This is a genomic window from Streptomyces sp. SID8374 (assembly GCF_009865135.1).
Taxonomy (GTDB): domain Bacteria; phylum Actinomycetota; class Actinomycetes; order Streptomycetales; family Streptomycetaceae; genus Streptomyces.
Genome location: NZ_WWGH01000001.1, coordinates 3,515,535 through 3,533,791 on the forward strand (window position 1 = coordinate 3,515,535; position 18,257 = coordinate 3,533,791).

At 73.9% G+C, this 18,257-nt stretch carries 11 protein-coding genes; 7 read left to right on the top strand and 4 right to left on the bottom strand.

Features of this window, described 5'->3' with window-relative positions:
* Positions 1 to 364: 364 nt before the first annotated feature.
* Positions 365 to 922 (bottom strand): MarR family transcriptional regulator, encoded by a 558-nt coding sequence (locus GTY67_RS15340; protein ID WP_093692632.1) that lies wholly within the window; start codon positions 920 to 922, stop codon positions 365 to 367.
* Positions 923 to 1,107: 185 nt separating this feature from the next.
* On the opposite strand from GTY67_RS15340, the gene GTY67_RS15345 reads away from it, so the two are divergent.
* Entirely contained in the window at positions 1,108 to 2,451 is a 1,344-nt protein-coding gene (locus GTY67_RS15345; protein WP_161280105.1) for an MFS transporter, read from the top strand.
* Positions 2,452 to 2,478: 27 nt separating this feature from the next.
* Here GTY67_RS15345 and GTY67_RS15350 read toward each other — a convergent pair whose 3' ends face one another.
* Together GTY67_RS15350 and GTY67_RS15355 are read right to left on the bottom strand one after the other, a co-directional pair.
* Positions 2,479 to 4,179, bottom strand: coding sequence for a SpoIIE family protein phosphatase (locus tag GTY67_RS15350; RefSeq protein WP_093692634.1), 1,701 nt, complete (start codon positions 4,177 to 4,179; stop codon positions 2,479 to 2,481).
* A 192-nt stretch (positions 4,180 to 4,371) separates the two neighbouring features.
* A complete protein-coding gene (locus GTY67_RS15355) occupies positions 4,372 to 5,838 on the bottom strand; it encodes an NAD(P)/FAD-dependent oxidoreductase (RefSeq protein ID WP_202461452.1) in 1,467 nt (488 codons plus the stop codon).
* Positions 5,839 to 6,270: 432 nt separating this feature from the next.
* Here GTY67_RS15355 and GTY67_RS15360 point away from each other — a divergent pair, with 432 nt between their 5' ends.
* Complete coding sequence (locus GTY67_RS15360; protein WP_237502622.1) at positions 6,271 to 7,122, top strand: helix-turn-helix domain-containing protein; 852 nt, start codon at positions 6,271 to 6,273, stop codon at positions 7,120 to 7,122.
* Positions 7,123 to 7,382: 260 nt separating this feature from the next.
* Entirely contained in the window at positions 7,383 to 9,500 is a 2,118-nt protein-coding gene (locus GTY67_RS15365) for a sigma-70 family RNA polymerase sigma factor (protein ID WP_161279065.1), read from the top strand.
* 33 nt (positions 9,501 to 9,533) lie between these two features.
* Here GTY67_RS15365 and GTY67_RS15370 read toward each other — a convergent pair whose 3' ends face one another.
* A complete protein-coding gene (locus GTY67_RS15370; protein WP_107439787.1) occupies positions 9,534 to 11,645 on the bottom strand; it encodes an asparagine synthase-related protein in 2,112 nt (703 codons plus the stop codon).
* Between the two features lie 869 nt (positions 11,646 to 12,514).
* Here GTY67_RS15370 and GTY67_RS15375 point away from each other — a divergent pair.
* The 4 genes from GTY67_RS15375 to GTY67_RS15390 all read left to right on the top strand — a co-directional run bounded on the left by GTY67_RS15375 (position 12,515) and on the right by GTY67_RS15390 (position 18,239).
* Positions 12,515 to 14,098 carry a sporulation protein gene (locus GTY67_RS15375; protein WP_161279066.1) on the top strand — a complete coding sequence of 528 codons (1,584 nt, stop codon included), beginning with the start codon at positions 12,515 to 12,517 and terminating at the stop codon, positions 14,096 to 14,098.
* Positions 14,099 to 14,228: 130 nt separating this feature from the next.
* The gene (gene lhgO, locus GTY67_RS15380; RefSeq protein ID WP_093693540.1) at positions 14,229 to 15,485 is read left to right on the top strand and encodes an L-2-hydroxyglutarate oxidase; all 1,257 of its coding nucleotides are present in this window, start codon (positions 14,229 to 14,231) and stop codon (positions 15,483 to 15,485) included.
* A 172-nt stretch (positions 15,486 to 15,657) separates the two neighbouring features.
* Positions 15,658 to 16,524, top strand: a complete 867-nt coding sequence (trmB, locus tag GTY67_RS15385) for a tRNA (guanosine(46)-N7)-methyltransferase TrmB (protein WP_161280109.1) — start codon at positions 15,658 to 15,660, stop codon at positions 16,522 to 16,524.
* A 182-nt stretch (positions 16,525 to 16,706) separates the two neighbouring features.
* Positions 16,707 to 18,239, top strand: a complete 1,533-nt coding sequence (locus tag GTY67_RS15390; RefSeq protein WP_161279067.1) for a PrsW family intramembrane metalloprotease — start codon at positions 16,707 to 16,709, stop codon at positions 18,237 to 18,239.
* Positions 18,240 to 18,257: the final 18 nt, after the last annotated feature.

The window sequence follows — 18,257 nt, forward strand, 5'->3', positions numbered from 1 at the left end:
CAGTTTCGCTTTCCAGGTCCTTCGCTTTCGCGTTTTCCCTTTCCGGCGAGTCCGACTCTATCAGATCCTTTCGGGCCTGACTCCCAGTCAGCGGGCTTTGCCTTCCCGGCCGTTGGGCCGTTCCGACGCTCAAACTCTAGCGGATTCTCCCGGCGGCTCATAATCGGGCCGTTCGAAATGAATTCCGGCATGCCGAAATTCTCCCGGCTGGGAGATCGTGCTGAAGTTTGGTTGCCGCGTGTGCGGCGGGATCGGTTGTCGAGGAACCGTTCCGGCCCCGTGACAACTCGAAGAACCTTACGGATCGGGCGGGGCCGTGTCAACCCCGCCCGAGCACCAGGGCCGGGCCCGGTCCCGTACCCCTTCAGTCCAGGTCGGTGAGGCGGCCGCCGGCGTCCGGCTGGGCGTGTTCCACGCGGCGCAGGAGGCGGACCAGGAGCTCGCCGAGGACTCCGCGTTCGTCGCCGGAGAGGTCCTGGAGGAGGTCCTCCTCGAAGTCGGTGGCCATGCGCATCGCCTCCAGCCACTTCGTACGGCCCACGTCGGTGAGCTCGACGATGACGCGGACCCGGTTGTTCTCGTCGCGGTCCCGGGTGACCAGGCCCTCGGCGGCCATCCGGTCCACGCGGTGGGTCATGGCCGCCGGGGTGAGGCCGAGGCGCTTCGCCAGTTCGCCGGGGCCGAGGCGGTAGGGGGCTCCCGACAGGACGAGGGTCTTGAGGACCTCCCACTCGGCGTTGCTGATGCCGAGGGCGGCGACCTGTCTCCCGTACGCGACGTTCATCCGGCGGTTCAGGCGGCCCAGCGCGGAGACGACCTGTTCGACCTGGGGGTCGAGGTCGCGGAACTCGCGCTGATAGGCGGCGATCTGTTCGTCGAGGCTCGGCTCGTGGGGGCCGGGCTCCTCGGTGCTCTCAGACATGGCGGGCAGTATGGCACGCCCCACCACCCTTGAAGTCCTTCAGGCTGTAGTTTTCACCTTCTAAGTTTAGTGCTAAAGTCTTCGAGTCCGAGTTCGCCTGGGGTGTCCCTGAGGGTCTCGGGCCTCCGGAACTTCTTGAACTTCTGAACTTCTAGACCTTGAGGTAGGTGAGTGTGACCAGGGAGATGGGCGCAGCGCTGCGGCGGATCCAGCTGGGCAGCGCGCTGAGCGCGTTCGGGCTCGGGTTCACCGTTCCGTATCTGTACGTCTACGTGGCGCAGGTGCGGGATCTGGGCGCCGGTACGGCGGGAGTCGTCCTGGCTGTCTTCGCGATGGCAGCGCTGGCCGTTCTGCCGTTCACCGGGCGGGCCATCGACCGGCGGGGGCCGCTGCCCGTGCTGGTGGTGGCCGCCGGCCTCGCCGCCGTGGGTGCCGCTGCCCTGGGGTACGCGAGCAGCGTGCCGGCCGCCGTGCTGTCGGCCGCGGTCCTCGGTGCGGGCACCGCCGTGATGCAGCCCGCCCTGGCCACGATGCTCGTCTGGTGCTCCAGCACCGCCACCCGTACCCGCGCCTTCGCCATGCAGTTCTTCCTCCAGAACCTGGGGCTCGGGCTCGGTGGGCTGGTCGGCGGGCAGCTCGTGGACGTGAGCAGGCCCGCGAGCTTCACCCTGCTGTTCCTGATCGAGGCCGGGATGTTCGTGGTTCTGGGTGTCGTGACGGTGACCGTGAAGATGCCGCGTACGGCTTCCATCGGCGGAGCCCGGCCGACCGACGGCTCCGCCAAGGGCGGGATGCGGGCACTGCTCTCGCACCGGGCCATGGTCCAGCTGTGTGTGCTCGGGTTCGTGCTCTTCTTCGCCTGCTACGGGCAGTTCGAGTCCGGTCTCGCCGCGTACGGCACCGAGGCCGCCGGGATCCAGCCCTCCACGCTCGGCTTCGCGCTGGCCGCCAACACCGCGGTCATCGTCATCGCCCAGTTCGTCGTCCTGCGGCTCGTGGAGCGGCGGCGGCGCAGCCGGGTCATCGCTGCGGTGGGGCTCATCTGGGCGTTCGCCTGGATCGTCGCGGGGTACGCCGGGCTCGGGCACGGCAGCCAGGCCATGGCGACGGCCGCGTTCATCTCGACGTACGCGCTGTTCGGGCTGGGCGAGGCGATGCTGTCGCCGACCGTGGCGCCGCTGGTCGCCGATCTGGCGCCGGAGTCGATGGTCGGGCAGTACAACTCGGCGTTCGCCCTGTGCAAGCAGCTCGCGCTCGCGGTCGGTCCCGCTGTCGGCGGGCCGATGGGGGCCTCGCTGCACGGTCCGTACATCGTGACGTTCGTGCTGTTCTCGCTGGGCATCACGGTGCTCGCGCTGCGGCTGGGGCGCCGGCTCACCCCCGTACAGGATCAGCCTTCGCTGGCTCCCGCGCCCTCGCGGGTGGTGGCGGTGTCGCTGCCCGAGGGTGGGGAGAGCGGTGCGGAGGCGGCCGACCGGGCCGTGTCGGTCACCGCGCCGGCGGCCGCGGCCGCCACTGCCGGTCGCTGAGCCGGGCGGCGAGGCCTCGGCGGGGCTTCAGCGGGGCAGGGCGAACTCGCACCAGACCGCCTTGCCGCCGCCCGGGGTGCGGCGGCTGCCCCATGAGGTGGCGATCGACGCGATGATCTCGATGCCGCGTCCCGCCTCGTCCGCCGGTTCGGCCTGGCGGCGGCGCGGCAGGTGGTCGTCGCCGTCGGTCACCTCGATGATCAGCCGCCGGTCCGTGCGGCGCAGGCCCAGGCGCATCGGGGGTGTGCCGTGCTGGAGCGAGTTGGCGACCAGCTCGCTGGCGGCGAGGACGCCGAGGTCGCGGAGCTCGGCCGGGAAGCGCCAGGAGGTCAGGACCCCGGTGGCGAAGGCGCGGGCGCGCGGGGTGGCCTCGATGCCGCCGAGCAGGTCGAGGGCGGCGTTGTGGAACAGCTCCGCGTCGGTCCCCGTACGGGCGGGGTGCTGGACCACCAGGACCGCCACGTCGTCGTCGTGCTCGGCGGTCACCCCCAGCGAGCGGATCAGCCGGTCGCAGACCACCTGCGGGGTCCCCTTGGCGCCGGAGAGGGCGCGGGCCAGGGAGGCGACGCCCTCGTCGATGTCCTCGCTGCGGCGCTCGACCAGGCCGTCGGTGTAGAGGACCGCGGTGGAGCCGGGCGGCAGCGCGATCGTGCCCGAGGTGTGGACCCAGCCGCCGGTGCCGAGCGGCGGGCCCGTGGGGTCGGCGGCGCGGTGGACCGTGCCGTCCTCGTCGCTGACCAGGATCGGGAGGTGGCCCGCGGAGGCGTAGACGAGCTGTCCCTCGTTCGGGTCGTGGACGGCGTACACGCAGGTGGCGATCTGGGTCGCGTCGATCTCGGAGGCGAGGCCGTCCAGCAGCTGGATCACCTCGTGCGGCGGGAGGTCGAGGCGGGCGTAGGCGCGGACGGCGGTGCGGAGCTGGCCCATCACGGCGGCGGCGCGGACGCCCCGGCCCATCACGTCGCCGATGACCAGGGCGGTGCGGCCGGCGCCGAGGGTGATGACGTCGTACCAGTCGCCGCCGACGGCCGCGTCGGTGCCGCCGGGCTGGTAGGTGGCGGCGATCCGGAGGTCGTCGGGCTGCTCCAGCTCCTGCGGGAGCAGGGAGCGCTGGAGGGTGACGGCCGTCTCGCGGTGGCGGCGCTCGCTGGTGCGCAGGCGCTCGGCGGCCTCGGCGTGGTCGGTGACGTCGGCCGCGTAGACGAGGACACCGCCCTCCCTCCTGCCGTCGCCCTTCTCCTCCGTGCTGCCCCAGGCGGCGACCGGGGTGCAGGTCACCGTGTACGAACCGCCCCCGGCCGTTCGGCGGGACTTGACCGTACGGGCGGTGCCGCTGCGCAGGACCTGGTCCAGCAGGGGCAGCACACTCAGCTCGGCGAGCTCGGGCAGGGCCTCGGCGGCGGGCGTGCCGCAGGTGCGGGGGCCGAACGTGGTCTCGTACGCCTCGTTGACGTAGGCGACGCGGTGGTCCGGGCCGTGCAGCAGGGCGACGGCGGCGGGGAGCCGGCCGAGGATCTCTCGGGCCGAGAGGTCGTCCGGGGCGGGTCCGGGTGCGGCCGGGGCGGGGGTGGTGTCGGAGGGTTCCGGAAGTGTGCCGTCCGGCAGGGGGGCCTCGGTCTGCGCCTGGGCGTACTCGGCCCGGGCTGCGGGGACGGGACTGCGGTCGTCCCGCGCGGCGGCTCGACGCTGCGTTCCGGGAAGGCGGGCGCTCCAACGCGTGAAGTTCACGGAATTTCTGGCCTCGTGTGTCGGTTCGGTGCGTCGCTGCTGGTCACTGTTGGTCACTGCCGGCCGGGTCACTCTGTGCAGGTGTGAGCCCACCTATGGTCACACGCCCAGTGTGACCGACCGTACTGACAGTTGCCGTCCGGGCGCTGTCCTGGCGGCGTCCGAACGGCGTACGCCGGGGAGCGGCCCTGGTCAGCGGGAGGGGCGGGGCGGCACTCCGCCCGGCGGGTCCTCCGGGCTCCCGTCGGCGTCGGGGCGGGGCAGGGTGCCGGGGCGTTGCGGGGCCGCCGGGCCGCCACCGGCCGCGAGTTCGAACTCGGCCCGGGGGTGTTCGAGCGAGCCGAGGGAGACGATCTCCCGCTTGAAGAGTCCGGCCAGGGTCCATTCGGCAAGGACGCGCGCCTTCCGGTTGAACGTGGGCACCCGGCTGAGGTGGTACGTGCGGTGCATCAGCCAGGCGGGGTATCCCTTGAGCTTGCGACCGTAGACGTGGGCGACGCCTTTGTGCAGGCCCAGGGAGGCGACCGATCCCGCGTAGGAGTGGCGGTACTCCTTCGGCCCGCGCCCCTCCAGCGTCGCGAGGACGTTGTCGGCGAGGACCTTCGCCTGGCGGACGGCGTGCTGGGCGTTGGGGGCGGTCTCCCTGCCCGGCTCGGCGGCGGTGAGGTCGGGGACGGCGGCGGCGTCGCCCGCGGCCCAGGCGTGCGGCATTCCCTCGACGGCGAGGGTGGCGGTACAGCGGAGCCGGCCGCGTTCGGTGAAGGGCAGGTCGGTGGCGGCCAGGAGCGGTGCCGGTCTGACGCCGGCGGTCCATACGAGCGTGCGGGTGGGGAAGCGGGAGCCGTCGCTCAGGACGGCGACGCGGTCCTCGCAGGTGTCGAGTCGGGTTTCGAGGCGTACGTCGACGCCTCGGCCGCGCAGCTCCCCGATGGCGTAGCGGCCCATGGCCTCACCGACCTCGGGGAGGATGCGGTCGGAGGCCTCGACCAGGATCCATCTCAGGTCCGTGGGCTTGATGTTGTGGTAGTACCGCGCGGTGTAGCGGGCCATGTCCTCCAGCTCGGCGAGCGCTTCCACGCCCGCGTAGCCGCCGCCGACGAAGACGAAGGTGAGGGCGGCGTCGCGGATCGCGGGGTCGCGGGTGGCCGAGGCGATGTCCATCTGTTCGATGACGTGGTTGCGCAGCCCGATGGCTTCCTCGACGGTCTTGAACCCGATGCCGAAGTCGGCGAGGCCGGGCACGGGGAGGGTGCGCGAGACGGATCCCGGGGCGATGACGATCTCGTCGTACGCGATCTCCAGGGCGCCGGTGCCGTCCTCCGCCGTGGCCAGGGTGGTGACGGTCGCCGTGCGCTTGGCGTGGTCGATGCGTCCGGCCTCGCCGATGACGATCGTGCAGTGGTCCAGGACGCGGCGCAGCGGTACGACCACGTGGCGGGGCGAGATCGATCCGGCGGCCGCCTCGGGGAGGAAGGGCTGGTACGTCATGTACGGCTCGGGCGTGACGACCACGATCTCGGCGTCCCCGCTCTTGAGTCTCTGCTTCAACTTCCGTTGGAGACGCAGCGCTGTGTACATCCCGACGTAGCCGCCGCCGACGACGAGAATGCGCACACCTGGCCGGGTGCCGGGGGTCGTCCCCCGGGAATCTGGAGCCATCACCACCCCATGACGCAACGGAGTCGGTGGTTTGTCCACAGGCCCGGCAAATTGTGTGACCGGAGGGTGCGGCGGGGCGGCCCTCGGCGGGCGTGCGGACCGTACGGAAGGCGTGCAGGTCAGGCGCTGTGCGAGGGGCGGGAGGGCGGAGGCCGGCGGGGGGTCGGGGCGATCCTGCTCCGATCGGGGGGCTCGCCATGCGGAACTACCCCCTTCTGAATTGACGCGGGCTCAACTATGTTCGTTACCCGTCGGGAGTCGGTGCGGATTTCGTTGTGCTCGCTCCCCGACAGACATGGCGGGGAAGTCTCCGGGGGGAGACGTCATAAACCGGGGGAAGTTATGCAGATTCAGGATTCGCATGGGCAGTCCGCGCGCACGCACGTGTCCAAGGACCATGGACGTCTGGGTTCCGTGGGCGCTCTCGGTGTCATGAGCTCGGCCGACGCGGTGCGTTCCGCCGCCGCGGTGAGCGCTGCCGCGATCGGCGCGGCCGCGGCGGGGGCGGCTCCGGCCGGTCCCACGGCGAGCGGGACGGCACCCATCTCACCTGCGGCCGCTCCGCGTTCGGCTCCGCTGCGCGTCGACGCCCAGCGCAATCTGGAGCATGTGCTGCGGGCCGCGCGTGAGGTGTTCGGGGAGCTGGGGTACGGGGCTCCGATGGAGGACGTGGCACGCCGCGCCCGGGTCGGAGTGGGCACCGTGTACCGGCGGTTCCCCAGCAAGGACGTGCTGGTGCGGCGGATAGCCGAGGAGGAGACCGCCCGGCTGACCGAGCAGGCGCGTACGGCTCTGGGGCAGGAGGAGGAGCCCTGGTCGGCGCTCTCCCGCTTCCTGCGGACCTCGGTGGCGTCGGGCGCGGGCAGGCTGCTGCCGCCCCAGGTGCTGCGCGTCGGGGTCGACCCGGAGGAGACGGGCGCGCCGGTGGCCGGCGACGCGGCGGACGAGACCCGCGTTCCGCAGCAGCGGCAGGGAGTGGCCGGCCAGGCGGACTTCCGCGTCATCGGCCAGCGCACCGGCAGCGAGGACGCGGCCCCCGACGGGAACGGGCTGGACGAGCTCGGTGAGGATTCGGGCGCGGCGGAGCTGCTGGAGGTCGTGGGCCGGCTGGTGGACCGGGCGAGGGAGTCGGGCGAGCTGCGCGGCGATGTGACGGTGGCCGATGTGCTGCTGGTCATCGCGACGGCCGCCCCGTCCCTGCCGGACGCCGTGCAGCAGGCGGCGGCCTCGGCCCGGCTGCTGGACATCCTGCTGGAGGGGCTGCGGTCCCGGCCGGCTGTCTGATGCCGCTGTACGAAGTCCGTTCGGCCGCTCGTTGCCTGTCTGAGCGGCCGAACGGGTCGGGCTGGCGTCGGGGAACAGGTGAACGGGTTCCGCCGGGCGAAACAGCAGGGATTCATTCCCCGAAAGAGGGGTCTTTAGCACTCTCATTCGAGAAAACGCCCCGGATGAGTGGTTGGCAGGAGTGAGGTGCCAACGCGATTGAGCCATGTGGCAGTCTTGGCCGGTATTCGGGTCCGAGGGTGTATACGGGGGCTTCCGCGATGAGCGGTAACGAGCAGCAGGAAGAGCCGCTCGGCGAGATCGCTGCGGCGGGCGGGGGCACGAAGGCCGACGGGATGTCCTCCGGGCACGTGCCGGCCCAGGCGGGGCGCGGACCGTCGGACGGTTCGGGCAGCTCAGGTGGGTCGGAGCGTCCGGATGGTTCGGACGGTGGCGCCGAGGGCGGCACCGTCCTGCCCGGGCCGTGGCCGTCCGTCGCCGACGCCGGGGACGGCCTCGTGGACAACTCCGGGGACAGCGCCTCCGGTGGCGTCGGGGCGTACGCCGTGCCCTCGCAGCGTGAGGGCCGCGCCGGGTCCCCCGGCACCGGGCTCTCCGACGCGCAACTGATCGAGGGCATGCGCGAGGGGGACAACCTCGCCTACGAGGAGCTGTTCCGGCGCCACTCGGGCGCGGTCCGGCGGTACGCCCGTACGTGCTGCCGGGACGGGCACACCGCCGACGACCTGACCGCCGAGGTGTTCGCGCGCACCCTCCAGGCCGTACGGGGCGGCAAGGGTCCGCAGGAGGCTGTCCGGGCCTATCTGATGACCGCCGTCCGCCATGTCGCCGCCGCCTGGACGAAGAGCGCCAAGCGGGAGCAGCTGGTCGACGACTTCGCGGTGTTCGCCGCGCAGGCCGCGCGTACCTCGGAGCTCTCCGACGACGACACCCTCGACCTCGGCGCCGATGTGCTGGCGATGCACGAGGCCGAGCAGTCGATGGCGATGGAGGCGTTCCGGAGCCTGCCCGAGCGCTGGCAGGCGGTGCTCTGGCACACCACGGTCGAGGAGGAGTCGCCCAGCGAGATCGCCCCGCTCTTCGGCCTGACCGCCAACGCCACCGCCGTACTGGCCAGTCGGGCCCGTGAGGGGCTCAAGCAGGCCTACCTCCAGGCCCATGTGAGCCAGGCGCTCACGACTGGGGGCGACTGCGCGCAGTACGCCGACCGGCTCGGCGCCTACGCCCGGGGCGGGCTGCGGATGCGGGCCGAGCGCGGGCTGCGCAAGCACCTGGACGAGTGCGCGAAGTGCCGTGTGGCAGCAGGCGAGTTGGAGCATGTGAACGCCGGGATTCCGGCGCTGCTGCCGATCGCGGTCATCGGCTGGTTCGCCGCCGGGTACTCGCTCAAGGCCGCGGGTGTCGTGGCGGGCGGTGCCGTCGGCGCCGCCGGGGCGGGAGCCGCCGCCGCGGCCACCGGGTCGGGCACCACCGGTGCCGCTGCCGGAGGTGCCGCGGGAGGTTCCTCCTCCGGAGCCGCGGGGGGCGCCGCCTCCGAAGGGCTCGGCGCGCCCGCCAAGGCCGGGATCGCGGCCGCCGTCGCCGTGGCGGCCGCCGCCGGTCTGGTGTGGGCGCTCGTCGGGGACGACCAGCCGAAGCCGGAGGCCAAGCCGGTCGCGAAGCCTCCGGCGGTGGCGCCCGTGGTTCCGTCGCCGGAGCCGCCCGCTCCTGAGCCCGAGCCGGAGGCTCCGGCCGCGCCCGCCCCCGTACCGCCCGCGCCGGACGATCCGGCCCCCGAGCCGGAGCCGGTGCCGGCGTCCCCAGCGCCCGAGCCCGAGCCGACCCCGCCGCCGAGCGCCGAGCCGACGCCCTCCCCCGAGCCGCCGGAGCCCGCGCCGAGCCCGCCGCCGTCCCCGCAGCCCACGCCGAGCCCGAAGCCGCCGCCCCCGCCGCCGCCCGCCCCGACCGTCTACCAGGTCAGCGAGCTCTCGTACTCCCTGCTCGGCGACCACTCCGAGCCGGAGGTGGTGACGGGGCGGAGCAGCTGGATCTGGCAGCGGTCCAACGTGTCGATCGCCGAGACGCGGTACGCGCACGGGGTCACCGTGCACGCCCGGTCCTCGGTCACCATCCAGCTGAACCGCCCGTGCACCCGCTACGAGGCGATGGTCGGCGTGGACGACCTGACGATGGGGCTGGGCGCGGTCCGCTTCTCCGTCTACAACGGGGACGGGGCGCGGCTGTGGCGCTCCCCCGTGGTGAAGGGCGGGTCCCCCGCCGTCCCGGTCAGCGTCGGGATCGCCGGGCAGTCCTCGATCCGGCTCGTGGTGGAGCCCGAGGGACCGCTCGGCGGGGTGGCGCTGGCCGACTGGGCGGATTCCCGGATCAGCTGCGCCTGAGCGCTCGCGGAAGGCGGTCCTCCGGGGCGGCGCTCACGGCTGGAGCGTGCGCCGGGACGGGACCACGCCGCCCGCCACCGCGCGCTGGCGGGGGGCCGCCGTGCCCGTCCAGCAGGTGCCCCGGCGGGCCAGCAGGCGGCGCAGCCACAGCTCGGTCGAGGCCAGCTCCGCCAGGCCGTCCAGCGGGAGCGGCTCGCCCTCGGAGGCGGCGCGCAGGGCCTTGCGTACGGTGCGGGCCTCGACCAGGCCCGCGTCGGCCAGGAGCGGGGCGTCGAACAGGGCCATCAGCTCGGGCAGCGCGGTGCGCAGGCCGGTGCGGGTGACGGCGGTGGAGGTGGCCTGGGAGGGCGTGCCCCAGCCGGGCGGCAGGTCGTGGATGCCCGCCCCGCCGAGCACCCGGCGCAGGATCGCGGCCCGGGCGCCCGGCTGGACGCGGAGCGATTCGGGGAGCGCGCGGGCGGCCCGTACGACCTGGTTGTCGAGGAAGGGGGCGTGGAGGCGCTGGCTGCGGATCTCGGCCGCCTGCTCCAGGATGCGGTGGTCGGCGGCGCTGCGGGCGAGGGCGGCGCGGGCCCGGGCCTCGCCGGGGCGCTGGACCGAGGTGGGCCGGATCGCCGCCTCCTGGAGGCGAACCGATACTTCCGCCAGCGCCTCGCCCGTCAGCCAGCGGGCCGCCGGACCCGGGCGCGACCAGGCGAGGGCGGCGAGCGAGGCGTCGGCGGGGGTGGCGAGGTCGGGGGCGTACCGGTTGGCGTCGGGGAGGAGTCCGGCGGCGGTCTCCAGGCCGGTGCGGTACGACGTGCGGGCCAGGCGGCGGGCGGCCCGGTAGAGCGTCAGCGGGACGAACAGGGAGTGCGCCGAGGGGCCTTCGGCCTTGGTGAGGGCGGCGACCGGGCGCAGGAGGTGGCGTCTGCGCCGGTCCATCAGGAGGTCGGCGAGGCGGGCCGGGTGGGCGTCCAGGACCTGCCGGGCGCCGTGCCCCACCAGGTGGTCGGCGCTGCCGGCGGAGAGGCGGCGGCGGTGGCGTTCGGCGACGACGAGGGAGGGGCCCGGTTCGTCGGTGAGCGGGCCGGTCTCCAACGCCGCGTAGGGCAGGGCCTCTTCGCCCGCCGCGACGACCACGTGGTGCAGGCGCGGGTTGGCGGCGATGGCGCGGGCGCGCTCCAGCTCGTCCTCGTGGCCGCGGGTGGTGAGGTCGTTGAAGGTGACCGCGAGCAGCCGCTCCCCCGCCCCGGTGCCGTGGCCGAGGAGGGTGCCGGGCAGTCCGGGCAGCCCGGCGGCGAGCAGGGCGAGGGTGGCGGAGGCGCTGCCACCGGAGAGGTCGGCACCGATTCCGGCCACCGGGGCGCCCCGGGCCGCGCGGCGGTCGGCGGGGCCCATGCCGGGGACGGGCCCCGGGTCCTGGGGCAGGGTCTCGGGGGCATGGCGGGGGGCCGTGAGCCGGGCCCGTACGGCTTCGACGAGCGCGTCCCGTACGCCCTCCACCGCGTGCACCGGGTCGACCTGGGGCGCGGCGACGGCGAGGGAGGCGACGGCCTCGTACCCCGTGATCTCCCGCGAGCCCTCCCGCAGGATCAGCGCGTGGCCCGGCGGGACCCGCTTCACCCCGGCGTACGGGGTGCCGTCGCCGAGCGCCTCCGGCGTCTCCGGGCAGGCGAGCAGGGCGGCGAGGTGGCCGATGTCCAGCTGGGCCTCGATGAGGTCGGCCAGCGGGAGGGCGGCGGTGGCGTAGGCGGTGCCGTTGGCCCATGGGGTGTGGAAGACGGGCCGGGCGCCGGCGAGGTCGCCCGCGACCGTGATGCGGCGGCCGATCTGGACGACGGCGGTGTAGCTGCCCGGCCAGGCCGTGAGGTGGCGCATCGCCCCGCCGCGCGCGGCGAGCAGCCCGACCCGCAGCTGTTCGTCGGTGGCCCCGCAGCAGCCGAGTACGGCGAGGCGCGCGGTGGGGGCGCCTTCGGGGGTGGCGACGCCGATGACGCGGATCTCGTCGGGGCGCCAGTCGCCGACCGCCCAGAGCGGATCCGGGTCGCCCCACAGGAGTTGGGAGCCCACGGGATGGACCGTGCGCCCCTCACCGCCGTTGCCGACCGCCCCGACGGTGCCGAAGCTCGCGGCGATACTGCTCCATCCCACCAACCAACGCATCGCCGCCTCCACAGGCTGTGGACAAGCGGCGCACCGTACCGAGTCGCATCGCCGCTGCGGGACATGCTGCCACGACAGCGCCGCAGGAGAGGGGGTACGGGCGGCGCACGCCGGATGAGCATGCGCCCCTGGCAAAGGCCGGACCCTCGACTCACCGCCGTCTTCACCGCATCACCGGCAACGGAAGTGCCGATTCCGGGAGTTAAGGGGGCACCGCAGGCGGCCCGGCCTCGCGCGAGGGCGTATCGGACAGAGAAGCGGAGAGGGAGCCACCGCCCTGAGAGAGCGGTCGAAATCCGGCCATAGTCGGACCGTTGGCCAGACCGTCACCGGACAGTCGTTATTCAGCCATTCTCGTCAGGCTCCGCCGCCCGCGCACACCCGTCCGCGCCCCCGCGGCGGACCCTTCCACGCACAGTCCGGGAGGTGGGCCTCACCTCCCGGACCGGTCCGCCGCCCGCGGGGAATGGAGCGGCGGTATCCCCCAGCCCACTGAGTCCAGTGCAGTGAGCCGACCCACGCGGTACCCAGCCAAGCCCCTCCCGTACGGGCCGGGCCAGAGCGCACGGCCGGGCGCACGGCCACACACCAGGGGCACGCCCCATCCCGCCACGCGCACCCCCGGAGCGCGGGCCCGGCCGCCCGCACGGACAACAATCCCGCCATACGGACGTCTGCCCCTTAACGGTAGGGATGGGGAGAACTACGCTGTGTTTACTGGTGTTCTCAGCAGGGGGGCATATTCCTCGGGGCTCGGCCACATGCGTGTGCAGGCGGAGTACGGGGGTTCGAACCTGGGGAGCATCGGTACGAATGCCGCGCGCCGTCCTCGGTGACGCGGCGGCTGTCTGTGTGTCGAGGGGTGGCGCATGTCCAGGGAGCAACGCGGGCCGAACGAGAAGCTCGGCACGGTTCTCGCCCTCGCGGGAATCAGTAACGCCGGGCTCGCCCGGCGGGTCAACGACCTCGGAGCACAGCGCGGTCTGACACTTCGCTACGACAAGACCTCGGTGGCCCGGTGGGTCGCCAAGGGGATGGTGCCGCAGGGTGCGGCGCCCCATCTGATCGCGGCGGCGATCGGGGCCAAGCTCGGCCGGCCGGTCCCGCTGCACGAGATCGGTCTCGCCGACGCGGACCCCGCGCCGGAGGTCGGCCTCGCCTTCCCCCGGGACGTGGGTGAGGCGGTGAGGTCGGCGACCGAGCTGTACCGGCTGGATCTGGCCGGGCGCAGGGGCGGCGGCGGGATCTGGCAGTCGCTGGCCGGTTCGTTCGCGGTGAGCGCCTACGCGACCCCCGCGTCCCGCTGGCTGATAACCCCCGCCGATCCGTCGGTCGCCCGCGACCCGACGGCGGCACAGGCGGCGATCCTCGGCGCCCGCGGCGGCGGCCGGGACGGCACCGGCGCGCCCGGCCCCCGTGGACCGCAGGGCGCCCCGGACGGCCGCGGCGCACACAATCCGCACACACACCCGGGCGCGCCGAGCGGGTCCGTGCCCGTGCAGCCCGGCCCGGAGTCCGTCGCGGACGCATCCCCCCTGCGGGTGGGCCACAGCGACGTCATGAAGCTGCGCGAGGCGGCCCAGGACGCCCGGCGCTGGGACTCCAAGTACGGTGGCGGCGACTGGCGTTCCTCCATGGTCCCGGAGTGCTTACGCGTCGACGCGGCACCCCTGCTCCTCGGCTCGTACACCGACGAGGTGGGCCGGGCCCTGTTCGGCGCGTCGGCCGAGCTGACCCGGCTCGCGGGCTGGATGGCGTTCGACACCGGCCAGCAGGAGGCCGCCCAGCGCTACTACATCCAGGCCCTGCGCCTGGCCCGCGCCGCCGCCGACGTACCCCTGGGCGGCTATGTCCTCGCCTCGATGTCCCTCCAGGCGACCTACCGGGGCTTCGCCGACGAGGGCGTCGACCTCGCGCAGGCCGCCGTGGAGCGCAACCGGGGTCTGGCGACCGCCCGCACCATGAGCTTCTTCCGGCTGGTGGAGGCCCGCGCCCATGCGAAGGCGGGCGACGCACCGGCCGCGGGGGCCGCGCTCAAAGGCGCCGAGAGCTGGCTGGAGCGGTCCCGGGCGGGCGACGCCGACCCGTCCTGGCTCGGCTTCTACAGCTACGACCGGTTCGCCGCCGATGCCGCCGAGTGCTACCGCGATCTCAAGGCTCCCCGCCAGGTGCGGCGCTTCACCGAGCAGGCGCTCTCCCGGCCGACCGACGAGTTCGTCCGGAGCCACGGACTGCGGCTCGTCGTCTCGGCCGTCGCCGAGCTGGAGTCGGGGAACCTGGACGCGGCCTGCGCGGCGGGCACCCGGGCGGTCGAGGTGGCCGGCCGGATCTCCTCCGCGCGCACCACCGAGTACGTACGCGACCTGCTCCACCGGCTCGAACCGTACGGCGACGAGCCACGCGTCGCCGAGCTGCGGGAGCGGGCCAGGCCGCTGCTGGTGACCCAGGTCTGAGCCGGTGTCGTGATCCAGGTCTGAGCGGGGCGTCCGGTGCGGACGCCCGATTGTGTGCCACGCCCTGCCCGGATCGGGTTTGAGCCCGTTGTCAGTGGGTCAGTGCACTATCGGGGTGGGAGGTGGCGTGATGATGACGCACGCGGCGTACGACTGCGATGTGCTGGTGATCGGCGGCGGGATCGTCGGTCTGTCGACCGCGTACGCCCTCCAGAGGGCCGCTCCGGGCACCCGGGTGACGGTCCTGGAGAAGGAGCACGGCCCCGCCCGCCACCAGACCGGCCGCAACAGCGGAGTGATCCACAGCGGGATCTACTACCGCCCCGGTTCGCTCAAGGCGCGGTACGCGCTGCGCGGCTCCGCCGAGCTGGCCGACTTCTGCGCCGAGCACGGGATCGCCCACGCCACCACCGGCAAGCTGATCGTCGCCACCGAGCGCTCCGAGCTGCCCCGGCTGCACAGCCTGGTCCAGCGCGGCCGCGAGCACGGACTGCCCGTGCGGGAGCTGGGCCCGGCGCAGATCGCGGAGTACGAGCCCGAGGTCCGGGGCCTCGCGGCGATCCGGGTCGGCACGACCGGCGTCTGCGACTTCACCGCCGTCGCCACCCGCTTCGCGAGCGAGGTCACGGCAGCGGGCGGCATCGTGCGGTACGGGGCGGAGGTCACCGCGATAGACCGGCGCGCCTGGGGCGTGGCGGTGCGCACGGCGGACGGGCTGGTGGTCCGCGCCCGGACCCTGGTCAACTGCGCGGGGCTGCACTGCGACCGGGTGGCCCGGCTCGCGGGCGACGACCCGGAGGTGCGGATCGTGCCGTTCCGGGGTGAGTACTACGAGCTGGCCCGCCCCGAGCTGGTGCGCGGCCTGGTCTACCCGGTGCCGGACCCGGCCTTCCCCTTCCTCGGCGTCCACCTGACCCGGGGCTTCGACGGCTCGGTCCACGTCGGGCCGAACGCGGTCCCCGCCCTGGCCCGCGAGGGGTACGGCTGGCCGGTGGTGCGCCCCGCCGAACTGCTGTCCACGCTGAGCTGGCCGGGCACCTGGCACATCGCCCGCAGACACTGGCGGTACGGGGCGGGCGAGGTGCACCGCTCGCTCTCGAAGTCCGCCTTCACCCAGGCCGTACGCCGACTGCTCCCCGCCGTACGGGAGGAGGACCTGCGCCCGTCACCGGCCGGGGTCCGGGCCCAGGCGGTGCTGAAGGACGGCACGCTGGTCGACGACTTCCTGATCCGCGAGGCCCCGCACACCGTGCATGTGCTCAACGCTCCCTCCCCCGCCGCGACGGCGTGCCTGCCGATCGGGCGGGAGGTGGCGCGGCGGGCGCTGCGCCGGGCTCAGGAGACGGGGTGGAGGCCGCCCGCCGTAGAATCGGGTCATTGTGTCTGAGCAGCCCTTGAACCCCACCACCGCGCCGGTCCCGGAATCCGGGACGGCCGACGAAGCCGTGCTGTCCGCCGACGCCGACACCACGACGGTCCACGCATCGGCGACCGGCTCCACGGCGGCCGACGTGACGGCCTCTACCGGCGCCACGGCCTGCGGCCCCACGGCGGCCGACATGACGGCCGGGACCGGCTCCACGGCCTCCGGCTCCACGGTCGCCGACGCCGCGGCCTCGACCGGCTCCACGGCCTCCGATGTGCCGGCCGACGAAGCCGCCGCGCTGCGGGCCGCCTCCTTCGAGCGGGCGCGCCGGCTGCGCCAGGAGCCCCGCTTCCCCGGCGGCCCCGCCGCCGACCCGGCCGGCTCGCACCACGAGCGCCGCATCCGCAGCTTCCAGCCGCGCCGCAGCCGGGTCACCACCGGCCAGCAGGACGCCTTGGAGCGGCTGTGGCCCAAGTGGGGCCTGGACATCGACGGCAAGCGCGTCCTGGACCTGGACCAGCTCTTCGACGGCCTGCCCGTCGTCCTGGAGATCGGGTTCGGCATGGGCGAGGCCACGGCCCAGATGGCCGCCGACGACCCGGGCACCGGCATCCTCGCCGTCGACGTCCACACCCCCGGCCAGGGCAACCTGCTGGGCCTCGCGGACAAGGCGGGCTCCACCAACGTACGGGTGGCCAACGGCGACGCGGTGATCCTGCTCCGCGAGATGCTGGCCCCCGAGTCGCTGGACGGCCTGCGGGTCTACTTCCCGGACCCGTGGCCCAAGGCCCGCCACCACAAGCGGCGGCTGATCCAGCCCGAGTTCCTGGACCTGGTGGCCCCGGTGCTCAAGCCCGGCGCGATCGTGCACTGCGCGACCGACTGGGAGCCGTACGCGGAGCAGATGCTGGAGGTGCTGACCGCGCACCCCCGCTTCGAGAACACGGCGGCGGACGGCGGATACGCGCCGCGTCCGGCGTTCCGGCCGCTGACCCGGTTCGAGGGCCAGGGCCTGGACAAGGGCCACGTGGTGCACGACCTGCTGTTCGCCCGTATCTGAGAAACCACGTCCGAGAAACCACGTCCGAGAAACCACGTCTGAGAAACCGCGTCCGAGGAACCACCCCCGAGGAACCGCTTCCGAGGAACTGCGGGAACCGGCCCGCGCCCTGGCCGAACGGTGAGGTGTCCTGGCCGGATGCACCGTCGCCGGGTGTCGGTGGTCCTCGTTAGGGTCGAGGGGTGTCCGACGGTTCCGTGCAGTACCAGCAGCGGCAGCCGGCGGTCCCGGTCCTCCACGAGCAGCGGCCCGAGGAGGTGCTGGGCGCCGTGCCGGAGCGCGGCCGGTGGACGTACCGGCCGCGCCGCGTCGGCATGGTGTGGCGCAGCAAGGTGTTCCGCGCCGGGGCGGTGATCGTGGCGCTCGCGCTGTGCGGGCTGGTGATCCTGGCCCTGGTCCGCGAGCAGACGGGCCCGGAGGGGTTCCTCGTCGGCCTCGGCCTGGCGGTGCTGCCGGTGCCGCTCCTGATGGCCGCCTTCCGCTGGCTGGACCGCGTCGAACCGGGCCCCTGGCGGAACCTGATCTTCTCCTTCGCCTGGGGCGCGTGCGCGGCCGCGCTCGTCGCGATCATCGCCAACTCGTTCGCGATGCGCTGGATAGCCACGGCGACGGCCGACCCGACGAGCGCGGACACACTGGGGGCGACAGTGATCGCCCCGATCGTGGAAGAGAGCGCCAAGGCCGTCTCCGTCCTGCTCATCTTCATCTTCCGGAGGCGGGAGTTCCGGGGCGTGGTCGACGGCATCGTGGTCGCGGGCTTCACCGCGACGGGCTTCGCCTTCACCGAGAACATCCTCTACCTGGGCAACGCGTTCGACGAGGACCAACAGCTGGGCAGCTCGGGGATCGCCTCGGTGACGGCCGGGACGTTCTTCGTACGGATCGTGATGTCGCCGTTCGCGCACCCGCTGTTCACGGTGCTCACCGGCCTCGGCTTCGGCTTCGCGGCCATCAGCGCCCGCCACCACCGGGTCCGCCGGATCGCCCTGCCGGTGCTCGGCCTGGTCTCCGCGATGGGCCTGCACGCCCTGTGGAACGGCTCGTCGGCCTTCGGCCCGTACGGCTTCTACGCGGTGTACGGGGTGGTGATGGTCCCGGTCTTCGCGCTGGTGACCTGGCTGGCGGTCTGGTGGCGGAGGCGGGAGCTGCGGACGCTCGCCGCCGAACTCCCCGCGTACGCCACGGCCGGCTGGCTGACCCCGGCCGAGCCCCTGGCGCTCTCCTCGATGCGGACCCGGGGCGTGGCCCGCGACCTGGCCCGCCACTGGCACGGCAAGCAGGACCGCTCCCGGGGCCGGGCGGCGGCCCGCGCGGTCGCCGAGTACGAGTCGTTCGCGACGACCCTGGCCGGCCTGCGCCGCCGCGCCCGCCACGACGCGGTGGGCCCGGATTTCGCCGCCCGGGAACGGGAGCTGCTGCACCACCTCTGGCAGCGCCGCGACATCGCCGCCCCGGCCCTCACCCACGCGGCCCACATGACCGGCACGGCCCCGCGCCCGCGCCCGTACCCCCGGCCGCCGATGCCGATGCAGACGCCGTACGGATATGGGTACGGGTACGGCTACGGGCAGAGCCAGGGATACGGGCAGGGGCAGGGCTACGGCTACGGGCAGGGGCAGGGCTACGGAACCGGGTACGGCTACGGCGCCCCGCCCCCGCAGCAACCTCCGTACGGCCACCACACCCCCTACGGCCCCACCCCGCCTCCCCCGTAAGGCGGTTCAGGCGGTCCG